Origin of the sequence: Pseudogemmobacter bohemicus, from assembly GCF_003290025.1 — a bacterium.
GTDB classification, from domain to species: Bacteria; Pseudomonadota; Alphaproteobacteria; order Rhodobacterales; family Rhodobacteraceae; genus Pseudogemmobacter; species Pseudogemmobacter bohemicus.
Window position 1 is genome coordinate 56,761 of the sequence record NZ_QNHG01000003.1, and the last position, 14,368, is coordinate 71,128.

Here is a 14,368-nt window from a genome sequence, read left to right on the forward strand (position 1 = left end):
TGGCGTCCCGCCAAGGTGGCTTCCACAAAGTGGATTCCCTGGATTCCGCAAAAGAATCCAGCACGCCAAGATCGTGATTCCACAAGTCTTTGATAACGAGTCGTTTTTTCCGCGATCACCCGGCAGGTGGATTCCGCCTGGATTCCCCGGTGAAAATGCCTGTCGCTAGCGAAATGCCGCGCTGCGCCCCCCCGCATACGTTCGGGGCCGGGGAGGAACCATGCCGTGGGGGGTCAGGACGTTAACTTGATCAGCTGTGCAGACTTCGGATCATAGCGGTAGCCAACTATCGTGCCATCCCTGATCCGGTCCACTGCCTCGTCGATCACGAAAAGTGGCACCATGAACCATTCTTTCGGTACGTACGGACGGCCAAAGCGATCAATGATCTCCACGTCAAACCTTGCGGGGTCGAAGATCCGGTGGATCAGATTCTCAAGTTTCGACCGATTGATGTTGAATAGCTCATAGGTGGCAACCACCTCGACATCCGCCAGCAGAAAGGTCGGCTGCAGGCTTGCGCCCGCAATCCGTTGTTTCACGCCGTTACCCGTCACGCCGATCTTGTGAACGAGTTCGCGGTGCGCCGCGACCATTGGGTGATCGGATTTGCTTCGCAGCACATAGATGGTACCACTGGCTGCGTCTCCTTCCTGTGGCTGATCGGCGAACAGCGGCCCGGCAACTGGATCGTCGATGCGACGGCCAGCCTCATCAGAGGTCAGTGCTTTTTGCAGCGACCGCATGAGCAGGTTGCTTTCCGTTCCATTGTCGAAAATCACCCGCAGACGTGCATCGGAATTGCCGTTGGCATTGATCTCGACTTTTCCCTTCTCCGCGACGTAAGCCTTCTGACCGCCGAGGATGAAGAACCTGCCTGGCTCGATTTCTGATTTTCGTTCGAACTTGCGCGCAGTCCGGACGCCCTGATCCAGATCACGCTGAACCTGCTCAAACAATGGCTTGAAGGTGACGAAGTCTGCGCACCGTTCACGGTTGGCGATTTCCTCTGCTGCCCGCTTTTCGGCGCTGGGCCGAACATGGCGCAGATCCGTGATCTCCGACAATTCATCATCAACGCCCAGCGCTGCCAGCAAGGCATCATCGTCCAGTTCGCCTGCTTCGTCCTCTGACGCGACAGCATGACCGGTCAACAAGCCTTGATGATCGAAGGGCACAACTAGATCGCGGCATTCTGGCAACTGGGCAATCCGGTCAAGACGAACGGCATAAATTCGTTCAAAAATGTCTCGCCCCTCTCCATGGCGCGGGGCATGGCCATGCTCTTCCACAAATCGCTGGATGTCCTCGAAGCCCGCGATAATCCGTTCCTGCTGCGGCGTGCGCGATCCGACTCGCTTGGCGTCGACCTCAACGCCAAGTTCCGCCAGGAGTGCATCATCGTCGTCAGTAAAATCAGCCATTTGTAGCTTCAGCTTTCATGCGGGCAAGGAATGCGACACCTTCTGCCATACGCTTTTCCCAAGCATCCATCGAGGTAATTGACGGCAGACGTCCGCGCTCCTGTTTGAATTTCAGGGCACGCTTTGCAAGATCTCGCGCTTCCTCTGGCGTCAGGTTCACCTTCTTGGCGGAGATCACAGCCGCCACCCGCCTAAGGCTTTCTTCGCTCATTGTCTTTGCGAGGATCGCATAGGCTTCGCCGAATGGATTGATGCGATCAATCAGGTCGATATCGAGGTCGCGTACATTCATGAACTTGCGGACCCCGTCGATCAGGGCCGTGCTGCCCGACCTCTCGGTGTCACCAACAGCGACGGCCAGCTCCTTGGCCTTCTGCGTCAGGTTCAGCGCAGCAACGGCATGCTGCCGCACCGCTTCCTGATCGTGGTCATCCAACTGCGGGTATCTGTCCTTCACGATCTTGCCCATGCGAACTTGGGTCAGCTCTTCCGGCACCATTTCGGAATCAAACAGACCGCGCTCGATCGTGGTCTTGTCCTGGACAAAGGCGGTGATCACCTCGTTCAGATCCTGCGTACAGACGCGTTGCGCGAACTCGCTTTTCGGTTCCGCTAGGCCCTTGATCTCGATCTGGAACTTGCCGCTGGTCGGATTGAACCCGACATTGCATTTCGTCGGATCATATCCCGCTTCGCCGTAGTCGAAGCCTGGCTCGGCCGTGCTGGCCACCGTCTTGGGCTTGAATTCAAAGCGCGGCGCCAGAACCTGTTCCATAAGAAGGCTGGCGGCAATTGCCTTGAGGGTGTCGTTCACCGCCTCGGTCACCGCCCCTTCCGAGGCATCGGGTTCGGCGATCAGGTTGGTGAAGCGCGCCGTCACCTTGCCCGGCGCGTCGCGGGTGGCTCGGCCGATGATCTGCACCACCTCGGTCAGGCTGGCCCGATAACCAACGGTCAGCGCATGTTCGCACCAGATCCAGTCGAACCCTTCTTTCGCCATGCCCAGCGCGATGATGATGTCCACGTGATCGCGGTTCATCTTCTGGGCGGGGTCTTTTAGCGCCGCTGACACACGATCGCGGCGTGGCCCTTCGTCATCGACCAGATCGGCGATGCGCAACACCCGACCGTCAGGCACCTTGACCAGCTGGAAACCGGTCACCGGATCGGTACCCTGCCATTCGCCAAGGGCGTCGAGGATGTGCTCTACCTCGCGATGTTTGTCCTTCGTGCTTTCGCGGGCGTTCACGTTCGGGATGTGCAGGATGGTCTTTTGGGCCGGGTCCAGCACCCGCAGGATGTCGTCCACATAGGGGCCGTTGTAGAAGAAATAGCCAATGTCGAGGTTCTTCAGGTTCTCATAGCCGTTCAGCTGCTCGTAGTAGGTATAGGTCACCGTCTCGAACTTGGCCTCGTCGGTCGGCATCAGCACTGCCTCGGCGTCGCCCCGGAAATAGCTGCCGGTCATGGCCACGATGTGGGCCTTGTCCCGCGCCATGAATGATCCGAGGTGCCCGCCCAGCTTGTTGTCGGGGTTGGCGCTGACATGGTGGAATTCGTCGATGGCGACCAAGCGGTCGTCAAAGGCCTCGACCCCGAAGCGCTCCACGGCAAAGCGGAAGGTCGCATGTGTGCAGACCAATACGCTGTCGCTGCTTTCCAGAAACGCGCCTACCGAATTCACCTTGCCGCCATCCGTGCCTGGCGAGTTGCAAAGGTTCCACCGCGGCTCGACCTTCCAATCGGACCAGAAGCCAAACTTGGACAGCGGTTCGTCGGCGAAACTGGAGCCGATGGATTTTTCCGGTACCACGATGATCGCCTGCCGCAGGCCCTGGTTGTGCAGCTTGTCCAGCGCGATGAACATCAACGCCCGGCTTTTGCCGCTGGCCGGGGGCGACTTGATCAGAAGGTATTGCTCGCCCCGCTTTTCATAGGCGCGCTCCTGCATGACGCGCATGCCGAGTTCGTTGGCCGTGGTCGAACTGCCGTTGCGGGCATAGGTGACAGAGACAGAGGGGACATTGAGCTTGCTCATTTCTTGCCCTCTGCCGCAAAATGCGCCTCGAACGCACGGACGCTGCCATAGGTTGCAACTATGCGTGGGGCGGCTTGATGCATGTATTGCTGGCCGGGTTCCAAGACCCAGCCGTGAAACTCGAACATCGCCTTGTGACTGCCGCCGAAATGGGCCTTTGCCACGCGAGAAATCGCTTGTTGGTCGCCGCCTTGCCCGTAAGTCGTTTCATTCATGCTTTCACCTTACTTGCTCGATCCTTCTCAAGCACCTTAACAAACCAGCTCGGTGGGGCGACCACCTGACTATCCACAACGTTCTCAGGTATTTCGCGCCAGAATGATGCTATCGCGTCTGCAAACTCTTCCAGGTCGGCATCGTTAACCCGAAGATGTTCGTGGGTCAGCCTATCCCAGAGCGGGGTCAGCGTCAGACCTGTCCCCGCTAAAGGATGCACAAGAAACTTCGGGTAGGCCGCCTTGAGTGACGCCAGGGATGGGCCATCCCCGTGCTTGTGCACATTGACTACCAGACGGCACGCATCGAGGGCAGAAAACCACGTGGTGGACTTCAGCGCCCACCCAAAACTCTCAAGCAATTCGTAGAGCTCTTCGACATTTGCCTTCCAGATGCGTTCTTTAGTCAAGTCGCCGCGATGCCAGTGGTTGATCTCGTCCACCAGCCATTGGCGCAGCTTCTTTTCCCATTCGTGAAAAAAGCCTGCAATAACACTTAGCCGGGTCCGTTCCTGCATTTCGGTGAGCAACTGATAGAACTCGATGCCAGCATCTTCTGCGCCCTCGTAGAGCTCGGAGGGATCGTCGCGATCTGGGTCAAAAAACCGCTTTGCTCGCTCGGTCCTCCAATCCTCTTCAGCCTTATCGGCCTCTGCACTGATGTTAGAGAACTGGGCAAGAAGACGCGACTTCGCCTGATCGACATAAAATTGGTGCGCCCTGATCAAGCTTTCCCGATAGCCGCTCCACATCTGGAAAACCACATAATCGCCCATCACGCTCTCTTGCCCCGCGTCGAGGGCGAGGTCGTCATCTTCGTATACATCTCAAACAGCTTTTCCAGCCGTTCGGTGTCGTTCTTGAAGCGGCGGCCGATGTAGATGCGTTCGAGGGTTTCGTCGTTGCGGTCGTGGGCGGCGCGCAGGTTTTCGGGCATCTTTTCGGGGTCGTAGAGGTCGGCGATGGTGGCGGGGAAATGCGCCTCCCGGGCCAGGAGGATGTCTTCGGCGCAGGCGGTCAGGTCGGCCTTGTTCTTTTCGGTTAGGGTGGGGACGGGGAAGGTGTTCCAGCCGAGGGTGTTGGAGTAGCGGAAGTCAGTCTTGATCTTTCCGCAAACTGTCGCGATCCAGACCAGATGCAAACGGGAGGCAATCAATGCCATGTTCCACGTTTCAGGATTGTATATCGCATATGCGGCATTTGAAATGATCGCATCGCCATTCAAAATCCCAACTGGTAGGTAGGCTCTCGACTCACTTGTGTGAATAGGAACGACGATAGAAGGAGATGCAGGTAAACCCTGAATTTGTCGAAATCGATGCGGATAAGCCGCAGATGGACGAGTTTCCTTCGCTTTGCTCATCTGGCGAAACTCTTTGACTTTCGAAAATCGGCTCGTCAGTTCAATGAAAGAGCCAGCCTCAGCCATATCATCGTCGTCAACCCAAATACATGCCCGTGGGCTTCCTTTAATGAACTCTGTCGATCCATAATAGTATTTGAGGAATTTTTTTAGTCTCGGCTCGCCAGCAGCTAGGGCACTTGCCTCCTCAACTGTCATCAAAAGGAAACCGCCATCTACGGGCTTGTTCCCCCAAAACATCGTTGGCCTGCCCTTGGGAGCAGATGAAATTGGCTCGATGTAGCACTCTGGGCCAGCAACTAAATATGCATTGATATTCTCTACGATGGCTGCGTAGGGACGTCCTGTCTGCTCCTCCATGAAGAGAGTTGGCATTTTGCCGGTTTCAGCGCCGATTCCAACAACAACAACGGTCACTCCCGCATTTTTTGCTGCAAGGTTGCTCCATTTGAACGATGTATGTGCAAACTCTATGCGCATCGGCCTTGATAGAACAAGCGGCCAAAACATTGGAACCTGTTGTCCTTGGCAAATCGAATTTGTTGTAACGAAGGCGCACTTGCCAGTTGTTGCCTTAAAGAAGTTTGCGGCCTTCCAGAACCAACCACAGACATAATCAAACGACTTCCAGTATTTCGAAACACCATCGAAAAGGAACTGGAGGTCATCTTTCTGCGCCTGTTCCTGAGAGCTTAATCCCGCATACGGCGGATTCCCGCAGATATACGTCTCGCCGCCCTCGTTCTCGAAGTCGATCTGCGCCTGATCCAGCGGTGTGTGGAACAGGTCCTCCGCGTGATACCGCACCCCCGTCCCAGTGGGCGGGCAAATTGACAGCCAGTCCAGCCGCAGGGCGTTGCCTTGGGTGATCCAGTTCTGCGCGTTCAGCGGCAGGAACTCGGCCCGCGCCTGCACCTCGCCGCGATAGGTCACGTCGCATTGAAACTCGGCGATGATCAGCGCCAGACGGGCGATTTCGGCGGCAAAGTCGCGCAGCTCGATCCCGCGGAAGTTGGTTTTGGGGATCGCGGTCTTTACGTCAGCCTCGCCCCGGCGCTGGTTGATCACCGCCTCGATCGCGCGCATTTCCTTGTAGGCGATGACAAGGAAGTTGCCCGATCCGCAGGCTGGGTCGAACACCCTGATCTTGGCCATCCGGTTGCGCAGGTTCAGCAGTTTGCGGGGGTTGTCGCCCGCCTCCTCCAGCTGCGCGTGCAGGTCATCGAGGAACAGCGGGTTCAGCACCTTCAGGATGTTCGGCACGGAGGTGTAGTGCATGCCAAGCGCGGACCGCTCGCCCTCATCCGCGACGGCCTGGATCATGGAGCCGAAGATGTCGGGGTTGATCTTGGTCCAGTCGAGGCTGCCGATGTGCAAAAGGTAGCTGCGCGCGATCTTGGAAAAGCGCGGAACGTCGGTGTCGCCCGAGAAGAGGCCGCCGTTTACATAGGGGAAGGCGTTGGCCCAGTTGCGCAGGTCAGACTTGGGGCGCATGTCCAGCCGAGTGTTCATCGCGCGGAAGATTTCGCTGATGACCCAATGGGTGTTTGTGCTGGCCGGGTCGCTGAACTGGCTGACGGTGGTGGTGAACAGGGTGCCGCCGTTGAAGATGCCGGTGTCTTCGGCGAAGAAGCAGAAGATCAGCCGGGCCATGAAGTGGTTCATGTCATGGCGGCGCGCCTCGGTTCCCCATTCGGGGTTGTCCTTCAGCAGTTCGACGTAAAGCCGGTTCAGACGCCCGGTTGCTTTGATGTCAAAGGCGCTTTCCCGGATCTGCTTGACGGTGGTGATGCCAGCGAGCGGCAGGAAGAAGCCGAAGTGGTCGTGGAAATCGGGATAGGCGCATGCGACAGGCGGATCGTCGGTGGTGAGGTCTTCGGCCTCGAGCGTCTCGCCATCGGTGGCCAGGATGAAGCGTGCCTTGCCCTTAGTCGTCGCTGGGCTGCTGCGCAGGGCAGCGATGGTGGCCGAGGTCTGCCCGGGCGCGCAGGTCGCAATGTGGATATTGTTGGTCTGAAGGACGCCACCCAGATCTGACTTGTTCGACACGCCGCTGCGCAGGCGCTTGAGGGTGGTGTCCTTGTTCCCGAAGGCTTCAAGGAACTGGAAGGGGAATTCCTGCCGGTCGAAGGGTTTTTCGGCCAGTTCGGAAATGGCCTGTTCAATCTCTACGGCGTTCATTCGGCATTCCAGGGGTTAATCACGCGAACGCCGCAGCCATCGAAATCCTTGACGTTGCGGGTGGCAATGGGGGCATCTGTGGCGCGGGCGATGGCGGCGATCTGGCAGTCGGCCTCGGCAATGGGTCGGCCTACAGCGCGACGCTGGGCCGCAATCTCGGCGTAGGCTTTGGCAGCAAGGCTATCGAAGGGCAGGACCCGCGACTGGAAATCCTGATCGATCATCGCATCGATGGCCAGTTGCAGCCGGTCGCGGCGCTGACCTTCCGGCAGGATCGCGACGCCGGTGCGCAGTTCTGCCTCGGTGACTGCCGAGATGAACAGATCGCCTGCGTCATGGTTGCCAAACCAGTCCAGCACGATCCGGGCTGGTTCGGCGCGCATCAATTCGGAGATTACGTTGGTGTCGAGGAGGATCATTGATCACTCGAAGTCCGGTGTTGTCCGCATCGTGCTGCGCTTTGTCGGCGGCAGATCAATGCCGCCCACCGCCATGAACCGGGCATGGATGGCCTGGCCGAGATTTTTCGGGGCGCTGGGCTGGCCGACAACCTGCCGCAGAATGTCGCGTGCCTCTTCCTCCATCGACCGGCCATGCTCGGCCGCGCGTACACGCAGGCGGCGCTTTACATCGTCGTCGAGATTGCGAATCGTGATGCTGGCCATGGCGCCCTCCGGTTGCAGGACCGAAGATAGGCAGTGATAGCATTGCAATCAAGCCAAAGCTGCGCTGTAGACCAGAACAGATTTGACCAATCTGCAGGAGTATCACATTGGAAAGGCAGCTATTTGCGCGATGATGCCAGCCAAGGCCGCACTTTCGGCATTGCCGCCGTCACCTCTACTTCAAGCATCATCCCGCCCGCAATCAGCCCATCCCGGACCCAGTCCAGCGCCTGCCACCAATCCTCATAGCCGCGCCGGGCGGAGGCGATCTGTTCGGGATGCGGCCGCCAAGTAACCGGGCAAGCCTGCACCTCGACCGTTCGCCACTTGCCGCGCGTTTTCACCCGCTCGGTGCCAACGACGATGGTCGTCGCCCGCTCCCCATGCTGGTTGTTTTTGGTTTCCAACGGGACGCAGCGCGGAACGACGCCCGGCAGCCAGTCCGGGGTCATGCCAGCACGTGCCAGTTCGGCCACCTGGATCGCCATGCGAATGCCGCCGAGGCTGTCGGGCATGCCTGCGACGGTGGCGGCGATCACTTCGGCGTCGGGATGGGTGTAGCTGCCCATCTTGTGCTGTCCGCCATCCACTTTGCAGCCAAGCATGGCGCGTTGCAGCAGGACGTATTCCAGGCCGAAGCCGAAGCCTTCCTCGGTTACGTCCCTTGGTGGCGGCAGTTCCAGTTGCGCTTGTTCGACGCGGAATGCCCACTCCAGTGCGGCTTGGACGCCCAGCGCGCGTTTCACCTTGCTGACGCCCATGCGGCCGATCTGTCGTTGGACGCTCACGGCTGCATCCCCTCAAACAGGGACATCTGCGCCGGGCGCTGGGCCTGATCCATCGGCTGCCATATCCACGGGCCGGAGGCCATGGGCAGCTGCGAGAGAGCGCCACGCATGTGCTGCTGCCAGAGGGTGAACTCCGTTGCCGAGCAGGCGCAGAGCGCGTGACCGATAGGCCAGCCCATCAGCCATCCGACGAAGATCGGGTTCAGCCGCCGCCGTGATCGGCCCTTCAGGATCCGCCGCGAGACGACGTGCCCATGCGAGGCAATCATCGAAGCCCAAAGCGGGCGCGAGATCGGGGCGTGATGCGAGGACCGCCGCCCATCCGGCGTGATCGCCGGGGCCGGGCGGGTGAAGCCCTGCTCTGCCCGGTAGTGCAGGATATCCATCCGGGATTTGCCGTCTGCCCGATTTACGCTGGCTTCGCTGGATCCCTTCCAATTCTGCGCGGCCGGGGTCGGCCATTGTGCCGCCTGCGCTGGCAGAGGCGGCATCCCGCCCGAGCCATAGCTCTGGCCCGGACCTCCCTTCGCACCGTCTGTCGCCTTTGGCGTCGACCAGTTGGTGATGCCCAGCGCCAGCGCTTCCGCCTTGCGGGTGAAGTCGCTGTTGCCCGCCGGGTTGTAGTTGGCGGTGCCGGGATGCAGGCTCATCGGTGTGGGCCAGGATGAAGATGCGGAGCCGCTGGTGCGGCGCGCCGACTTCTGCCGCCGAGAACAGGCCTGCCGCAGGTGTATAGCCCATGCCCCAAAGGTCTCGCAGGACGGTTTCGAGGCCGAGGGTGACGTGCCCAACGACGTTTTCAAGGAAGACCCATTCGGGGCGGCATTCCCCGATGACACGGGCGACGTCGGGCCAGAGGTGCCGGGGATCGTCTGTACCGCCGCGCTTGCCAGCGGCGCTGAAGGGTTGGCAGGGGTATCCGGCGAGGACGATGTCGAAAGCGCCGCGGAAGGGCCGGGCGTCGAAACTGTGCAGATCGTCCCAGATGGGTGTTGGGGCGAAATACCCGGCGCGCTGGGCAGCGATGAGGACGCTGCGGGGCCAATCCTCCCACTCGACAAATGCGCGGGTGTGGAAACCGGGTTCAGCGAGCATGAGGCCCAGATCCAAGCCTCCGCCGCCTGCGCAGAGGGACAATCCGTGCCGGGGACGTGACACCATGCCATTCACCGCACCCCTCGCAACCGGAGGCGTTCGGGGGTGACGAGGCCGCGCACCAGCATCAGGTCGCGGATGCTGTTGTTGATCGCGCTGACGGGCAGGAAGCCGTCGGCGTTAACCATCTTGGCGTAGAAGGCCGCCTTTTCGTCGTCGCTGAGCCGGGGAGGGTCTTCGCGCTTGCGCCGCCGTTTGGCCTTCTGGGCTTTGGCGGTTGCAATGTCCGTCTGGGCATCGCGCTGGGCCGCGCGTTCCATGAACCGGTCGAGGGCTTTGGGGCCATCGGGCGGGTTCGGATGATCGGCCCGGGTCTCGACGGCGACCTCGATGATCCGCTTCCGCGACAACCCGATATCGTCGATCCAACGGCGAACGTGGGTTCTGGCTGGCCAGCCCTGCCACCAGGCGGGAAGGGTTGCATTGGCAGCAAAGCCCAGCGCTGTCAGCAGTTCCGAGAAGAACCGATCGAAATCGGCCTCGCGCGCAGCCGCGTCCTCCTCCTCCTTTACTGGTTTACTTAGTGGTTCTCTTACAAGGTTAGTGTCCGGATTCCGGACACGGCTTTGGGCATTTTCCGGACACGGGTCGGGGCAAAAACCGGACACGGGTTCCTGCGGATTGCCGTGTGCGATTTCCGGACACGGCTCTGCCGGATTGGCAGGGACGGTAGCGATTTCAGGTGCAGTTTCAGCATCATGGCCGAAGGGCAAAACCCCGTGTCCGGTTTCCGGACATGGCTCAGGGTCATGTGGTGCAAAGCCTTCCTCGAACCCCAGGATGTAGCGGGTCGGCAGCTGGCGCTTGGTGACAGGATCAATGCGCGGCACCCGCCGCAGCAGCTGTTCCGCCTCCAGCCGGTCGAGATGTTCGTTCAGTGTGGACCGGCTGATCTCGCAATCATGCGCCAGCCGGTCCTGTGAGGGAAAGCAGCCGAAGTCAGGGTTGAAGCGATCACACAGGTGCCAGAGCACGATCTTGGTCGTCGGCTTCAGCCCGCGCCGCTGGATCGCCCAGTTGGTGGCGTCATGGCTCATGGCGCGGCCCTCCGCGCTGGCAGCTGCGCACGGCTGGCTAAGCCATTGTCCGCTAGCGCGCCCAGCGCATCGTCAACCGACCTGACCAGCGCCCAGCCGAAGCCTTGCGCGCAGACCGTGTCGCGGAAGACCTCTTGCGACTTGCGCAAGCGGCCGGTTTCGCTTTTGACCTCGAGAAACAGCACGCGGCCGCCGGAGATCACGATCAGATCGGCAAACCCCGCATGAACGCCCATGCCGACTAGGATCGACTGACGCCTGGCACCTCGGGGCCCTGCCTCGGTCACCTCGTTGACGCAATGATGGACGATGGCGTCACGGGGCAGGGCAAACCGCAATGCCTGCACGATGGCACGCTGGGCATCTGCCTCGGGGGTGCTGCGCCGGTTCATGCTGCACCGCCGTTCGGGAAGGCAGCGGCGGCGATGGCATGCAGCGGGCGGCGATCCAGCGTGCGCAACAGGTCGATGGCGTCACCACATTCGCGGGCGTCGTCGGTCTGGCCGACAACGACACGGGCCGCGAGGATTACCAAGGACTCCGGATGCTGGGTGGTGTCGGCCAGGACGCCGCGTGCCTCGGTCAGGCGGTCTTGCATCCAGTCGCCGCTGACAGAAGATGGGATAACTGGCGGGTGGGACAGGAGCTGGTTCATTTCCGCCCCCGCCGTGTCCGCGCAGGGCGGGTCTGTTCCTGCGCGCTGATCCAGTCCTGGACCGAAGTGCGCCGGTAGAGCACCTTGCGGCCGATCCGCGTGCAGGGCGGGCCGAGCTGGCGGGCCTCCCAGCGAGCGAGGGTGTCGCAGGCAAGGCCGAGTTCACCGGCCAGCTGCTCGCGGCTGATCCAGTCAGCCAGCAGGTTGAGGGGTTGGTCCTGCGGGGCAGGGGCTGTCGTCTGCATTGCGGTCTCCCATCCAGATACCGGCAGCGGCCGGAGACGGGGAGAGGGAAGCAGACGGGAAGGACCGGAACCTAGGCAGAGACCGGAATTGAGAGGCCGGGTTCAATTCCGGTCCTTGTTTCATTGGATTTTTGGCACGCGACCGGATTGCGAATCGGAAAGGCAGCCCAGCGCCATTCCGCTGTTTCCGGTGACCTGTGCCAGTTCGCGCCTGATGATCGTGGCTCGAAACCATAGTGGCCGGATTTCAACAGCATCGCGTGACGCCGACCGGGCGGCGCGGGACCGAACGCGCGTGCCGGTGTCAGGGCAGGGAAGGGAAATCGCTGCGACGGTGGGCGTCGACCAACGCCCGCACTTCGTACGGAGCGATCACCTCGACCGCAGCACCCCACTGATAGAGATGCCACGCCATTTCCAGCCAACCCCCGGCGGTGAACCGGACGGTCAGACTGCCGTCAGCTTCATCTTGAACCTGCTGGTCGGGATGGAAGATGAAGGTCCGGGCGACATCGGCGGCTGATGGTGCAAACCGCCACTCCACCGGCCCGTACTCCGCCTCTGAATGGAATGACCCGAAGGCCCGGGCAGCGTGCTGGCCAAGATCAAAGCCGGGATCCCGCACAAAGGAATCCTTCAGCAGGCTGGCGCGGCTGATCCGGTCCAACCGGAAATGCCGATACTTGCCGCCGTTGTCGATCTCGCGGGCGATCAGATAGCCGCGCATCCCGAACAGCACACCATAGGGTTCGACCGCCCTCGACCGGGGCGCGGCATCCTGCGCACCGGCATAATCGATCTGCATTGTGAACGGGCCCTTCAGTGCGTTGTCGATCGCGCCAAGGACAAGCGCCGAATACTGCGCGCGGGGGCCAGGACGGCAGGCATGACCTCGGGCCTCAAGAACCGCCTCGGCATCCACCTCGGCGCGGCGGGCGAATGTCGGTGGCATCGTGGCAAGCAGGCGGTTGCGCAGAGAGGTCAGCGCGGCAACCTCTGTGGCGGCCCCTTCACGCTCCGCACGCCGGATGCCCATTTCCAGCGCTGACAATTCGCTGTCGCGAATGCCCTGAAGGTGCAGCAGGCGGCTGTCGGGCAGTTGCCACCACTTGCGCCGTTCCTTGTCGGTGCGGGTCTGCACCATGGGAAATGCCTCTTCCAGCGCGCGTGACATGCGCTGCGCGGTGCGCAGGGTCACGCCGAAGGTGTCCACGATCTGCACCAGGCTGATGCCGCCCGGCCGGGCGGCCGCCTCTTCAGCCAGACGCATGATGTCGAGGGCCTTGCCCAGACGCTTGTTGTCCATCTTCCATCCCTGACCGAACCTGACAGGGACGTTAACGACAATTCGCTTCAAAAGCGATTGGCTGGCTCTGGTCAGCTCAAGCCGATTCCACCTGTGCGTGTTTCCGATCACCGGGGTGCTTTTCACCCGGATCTCCAGACATGGCTGTTTGAAGACACCTTGAGGCGTGTTCCTGCACAGCGAGCCTGCGGGCAAGCTGCTGTTCGGGAACGCGATCCCTGCCATGCCCGGTGCTGACCCGGGTGTCGCTGAATGAAGTAAGGACGCACGACCCATGAGCCTGCCGCCGAGAGCCTTCTATTCCTTGAATGAGACATCCGCCCGTTGGGGTTGCGCCGCCGCCGACCTGGCGGGATGGGCCGCGACCGACCATCTTACGCTGGTCACCAGCATCGCCTCGGTGATCTGCGGCAAGCAGCCGGTGGCGGGCATCGTGGTGGTCAGCGCCGCCGACATGATGCGGATGTTCCGCCGTCATGGTCCGAGCGAAGAGGAATGCCGGATCTATCGCATCCGGCCGCAGGGCAGCGCGGAGTGGCAGTACATCACCGAACCGGCGGATGGCGTGGTGATCAAGATCACCGATCTGATGCTGCTGGCCGAGGAGGTGCAGAAGTTCGAGGACGAGCGCGACCTGCTGCGCCGTCCTTCCGGGTCACCGGGGTCTGCGCCGCGCTATGATTGGGAAGGCATGACCATCATGCTGTTTCGACGGGTCAACGAGCAGGGCGTGCCCGCGACGCAGGCCGAACTGATCGCAGTGGTGCAGGATTGGTTTACGACGTCATAGCCATAGCAGAGGCCGCCACCGGATTTGCCATCCTCGACGCGACCACGCAGACCCCTGCGGGTCTTGTCGGCGAGGTCCTTGAGGAACAGCGCATTCATCGTTCCCTTCAGCCCGACATGCAAATGGGTGATCTCGCCCTCGGACAGCGTGAACATCTTCACATCGGCATAGGTCATCCGTTTGAAGATGCCGGCGATGTCTTCCTGATCGCGCGACAGTCGGTCCATGGCTTCGGACATGATCATATCGAAGCGGCCGCGGGAGGAATCCAGGATCAGCGCCTGGTGGAGGGGGGGTCTTTCATCTGGAATGGTGGGGAGTCGTCTGGAATGGAGCGCTGTCAAAGGCTTACCCGAGCTTCGCCCGAAACGGTGGTGCAAGAAGGGGGGTGAAAATGAGCGATCCGGGCCTGCTGATCGCTCATCTGATCGACATTTTCCTGACAAATACCGCGCATCAGGCAACATCCACCTGACATTTTGGCTAACCAAAGCGAAGGCGGCTCA

15 protein-coding genes and 2 pseudogenes are annotated in these 14,368 nt (G+C 60.9%); 1 reads left to right on the forward strand and 16 read right to left on the reverse strand.

Annotation, left to right across the window (positions count from 1 at the left end; translation table 11 throughout):
• Positions 1–233: 233 nt before the first annotated feature.
• The 15 genes and pseudogenes from DRF71_RS15030 to DRF71_RS15095 form a co-directional block, all read right to left on the reverse strand.
• Positions 234–1,424 carry a GIY-YIG nuclease family protein gene (locus DRF71_RS15030; protein ID WP_112311397.1) on the reverse strand — a complete coding sequence of 397 codons (1,191 nt, stop codon included), beginning with the start codon at positions 1,422–1,424 and terminating at the stop codon, positions 234–236.
• Positions 1,417–3,462, reverse strand: a complete 2,046-nt coding sequence (locus tag DRF71_RS15035) for a pseudomurein-binding repeat-containing protein (RefSeq protein WP_112311398.1) — start codon at positions 3,460–3,462, stop codon at positions 1,417–1,419. The genes DRF71_RS15030 and DRF71_RS15035 overlap by 8 nt, the downstream gene beginning before the upstream one ends.
• The gene (locus tag DRF71_RS15040) at positions 3,459–3,677 is read right to left on the reverse strand and encodes a hypothetical protein (protein ID WP_112311399.1); all 219 of its coding nucleotides are present in this window, start codon (positions 3,675–3,677) and stop codon (positions 3,459–3,461) included. Before DRF71_RS15040 ends, DRF71_RS15035 begins: the two co-directional genes overlap by 4 nt.
• Entirely contained in the window at positions 3,674–4,453 is a 780-nt protein-coding gene (locus tag DRF71_RS15045) for a hypothetical protein (protein ID WP_112311400.1), read from the reverse strand. Before DRF71_RS15045 ends, DRF71_RS15040 begins: the two co-directional genes overlap by 4 nt.
• Positions 4,453–7,221, reverse strand: coding sequence for a class I SAM-dependent DNA methyltransferase (locus DRF71_RS15050; protein ID WP_112311401.1), 2,769 nt, complete (start codon positions 7,219–7,221; stop codon positions 4,453–4,455). The genes DRF71_RS15045 and DRF71_RS15050 overlap by 1 nt, the downstream gene beginning before the upstream one ends.
• Complete coding sequence (locus tag DRF71_RS15055; RefSeq protein ID WP_112311402.1) at positions 7,218–7,640, reverse strand: type II toxin-antitoxin system VapC family toxin; 423 nt, start codon at positions 7,638–7,640, stop codon at positions 7,218–7,220. The genes DRF71_RS15050 and DRF71_RS15055 overlap by 4 nt, the downstream gene beginning before the upstream one ends.
• A gap of 3 nt (positions 7,641–7,643) precedes the next feature.
• Positions 7,644–7,886: a FitA-like ribbon-helix-helix domain-containing protein gene (locus DRF71_RS15060; protein ID WP_112311403.1), complete on the reverse strand. Its 243-nt coding sequence runs from the start codon at positions 7,884–7,886 to the stop codon at positions 7,644–7,646.
• A gap of 119 nt (positions 7,887–8,005) precedes the next feature.
• Positions 8,006–8,674 (reverse strand): hypothetical protein, encoded by a 669-nt coding sequence (locus DRF71_RS15065; protein WP_112311404.1) that lies wholly within the window; start codon positions 8,672–8,674, stop codon positions 8,006–8,008.
• Positions 8,671–9,324 (reverse strand): DNA methyltransferase, encoded by a 654-nt coding sequence (locus DRF71_RS28665; protein ID WP_232831537.1) that lies wholly within the window; start codon positions 9,322–9,324, stop codon positions 8,671–8,673. The genes DRF71_RS15065 and DRF71_RS28665 overlap by 4 nt, the downstream gene beginning before the upstream one ends.
• Before the next feature lie 52 nt (positions 9,325–9,376).
• Positions 9,377–9,835 (reverse strand): annotated as a pseudogene (locus DRF71_RS28670) (DNA cytosine methyltransferase); the annotation flags it as partial.
• Positions 9,836–9,840: 5 nt separating this feature from the next.
• A complete protein-coding gene (locus DRF71_RS15075) occupies positions 9,841–10,866 on the reverse strand; it encodes a helix-turn-helix domain-containing protein (protein ID WP_112311406.1) in 1,026 nt (341 codons plus the stop codon).
• Entirely contained in the window at positions 10,863–11,258 is a 396-nt protein-coding gene (locus tag DRF71_RS15080) for a VRR-NUC domain-containing protein (RefSeq protein ID WP_112311407.1), read from the reverse strand. The genes DRF71_RS15075 and DRF71_RS15080 overlap by 4 nt, the downstream gene beginning before the upstream one ends.
• Positions 11,255–11,521 carry a hypothetical protein gene (locus DRF71_RS15085; protein WP_232831538.1) on the reverse strand — a complete coding sequence of 89 codons (267 nt, stop codon included), beginning with the start codon at positions 11,519–11,521 and terminating at the stop codon, positions 11,255–11,257. Before DRF71_RS15085 ends, DRF71_RS15080 begins: the two co-directional genes overlap by 4 nt.
• Positions 11,518–11,766: a helix-turn-helix transcriptional regulator gene (locus tag DRF71_RS15090; RefSeq protein ID WP_036721125.1), complete on the reverse strand. Its 249-nt coding sequence runs from the start codon at positions 11,764–11,766 to the stop codon at positions 11,518–11,520. The genes DRF71_RS15085 and DRF71_RS15090 overlap by 4 nt, the downstream gene beginning before the upstream one ends.
• Before the next feature lie 304 nt (positions 11,767–12,070).
• Complete coding sequence (locus DRF71_RS15095) at positions 12,071–13,072, reverse strand: helix-turn-helix transcriptional regulator (RefSeq protein ID WP_157971103.1); 1,002 nt, start codon at positions 13,070–13,072, stop codon at positions 12,071–12,073.
• Positions 13,073–13,346: 274 nt separating this feature from the next.
• Between DRF71_RS15095 and DRF71_RS15100 the strand changes: the two genes are divergently transcribed.
• Positions 13,347–13,862: a hypothetical protein gene (locus DRF71_RS15100; protein WP_198672232.1), complete on the forward strand. Its 516-nt coding sequence runs from the start codon at positions 13,347–13,349 to the stop codon at positions 13,860–13,862.
• Here the strand turns inward: DRF71_RS15100 and DRF71_RS15105 are convergent.
• Positions 13,844–14,164 (reverse strand): annotated as a pseudogene (locus tag DRF71_RS15105) (recombinase family protein); the annotation flags it as partial. The gene DRF71_RS15100 and the pseudogene DRF71_RS15105 sit on opposite strands and share 19 nt — an antisense overlap.
• Between the last annotated feature and the right edge of the window lie 204 nt (positions 14,165–14,368).

Coding starts and splice junctions, on each gene's coding strand:
- DRF71_RS15030 (WP_112311397.1), bottom strand. CDS start 1,424: ATGGCTGATTTTACTGACGACGATGATGCACTCCTGGCGGAACTTGGC.
- DRF71_RS15035 (WP_112311398.1), bottom strand. CDS start 3,462: ATGAGCAAGCTCAATGTCCCCTCTGTCTCTGTCACCTATGCCCGCAAC.
- DRF71_RS15040 (WP_112311399.1), bottom strand. CDS start 3,677: ATGAATGAAACGACTTACGGGCAAGGCGGCGACCAACAAGCGATTTCT.
- DRF71_RS15045 (WP_112311400.1), bottom strand. CDS start 4,453: ATGGGCGATTATGTGGTTTTCCAGATGTGGAGCGGCTATCGGGAAAGC.
- DRF71_RS15050 (WP_112311401.1), bottom strand. CDS start 7,221: ATGAACGCCGTAGAGATTGAACAGGCCATTTCCGAACTGGCCGAAAAA.
- DRF71_RS15055 (WP_112311402.1), bottom strand. CDS start 7,640: ATGATCCTCCTCGACACCAACGTAATCTCCGAATTGATGCGCGCCGAA.
- DRF71_RS15060 (WP_112311403.1), bottom strand. CDS start 7,886: ATGGCCAGCATCACGATTCGCAATCTCGACGACGATGTAAAGCGCCGC.
- DRF71_RS28665 (WP_232831537.1), bottom strand. CDS start 9,324: ATGAGCCTGCATCCCGGCACCGCCAACTACAACCCGGCGGGCAACAGC.
- DRF71_RS15075 (WP_112311406.1), bottom strand. CDS start 10,866: ATGAGCCATGACGCCACCAACTGGGCGATCCAGCGGCGCGGGCTGAAG.
- DRF71_RS15080 (WP_112311407.1), bottom strand. CDS start 11,258: ATGAACCGGCGCAGCACCCCCGAGGCAGATGCCCAGCGTGCCATCGTG.
- DRF71_RS15085 (WP_232831538.1), bottom strand. CDS start 11,521: ATGAACCAGCTCCTGTCCCACCCGCCAGTTATCCCATCTTCTGTCAGC.
- DRF71_RS15090 (WP_036721125.1), bottom strand. CDS start 11,766: ATGCAGACGACAGCCCCTGCCCCGCAGGACCAACCCCTCAACCTGCTG.
- DRF71_RS15095 (WP_157971103.1), bottom strand. CDS start 13,072: ATGGACAACAAGCGTCTGGGCAAGGCCCTCGACATCATGCGTCTGGCT.
- DRF71_RS15100 (WP_198672232.1), top strand. CDS start 13,347: ATGAGCCTGCCGCCGAGAGCCTTCTATTCCTTGAATGAGACATCCGCC.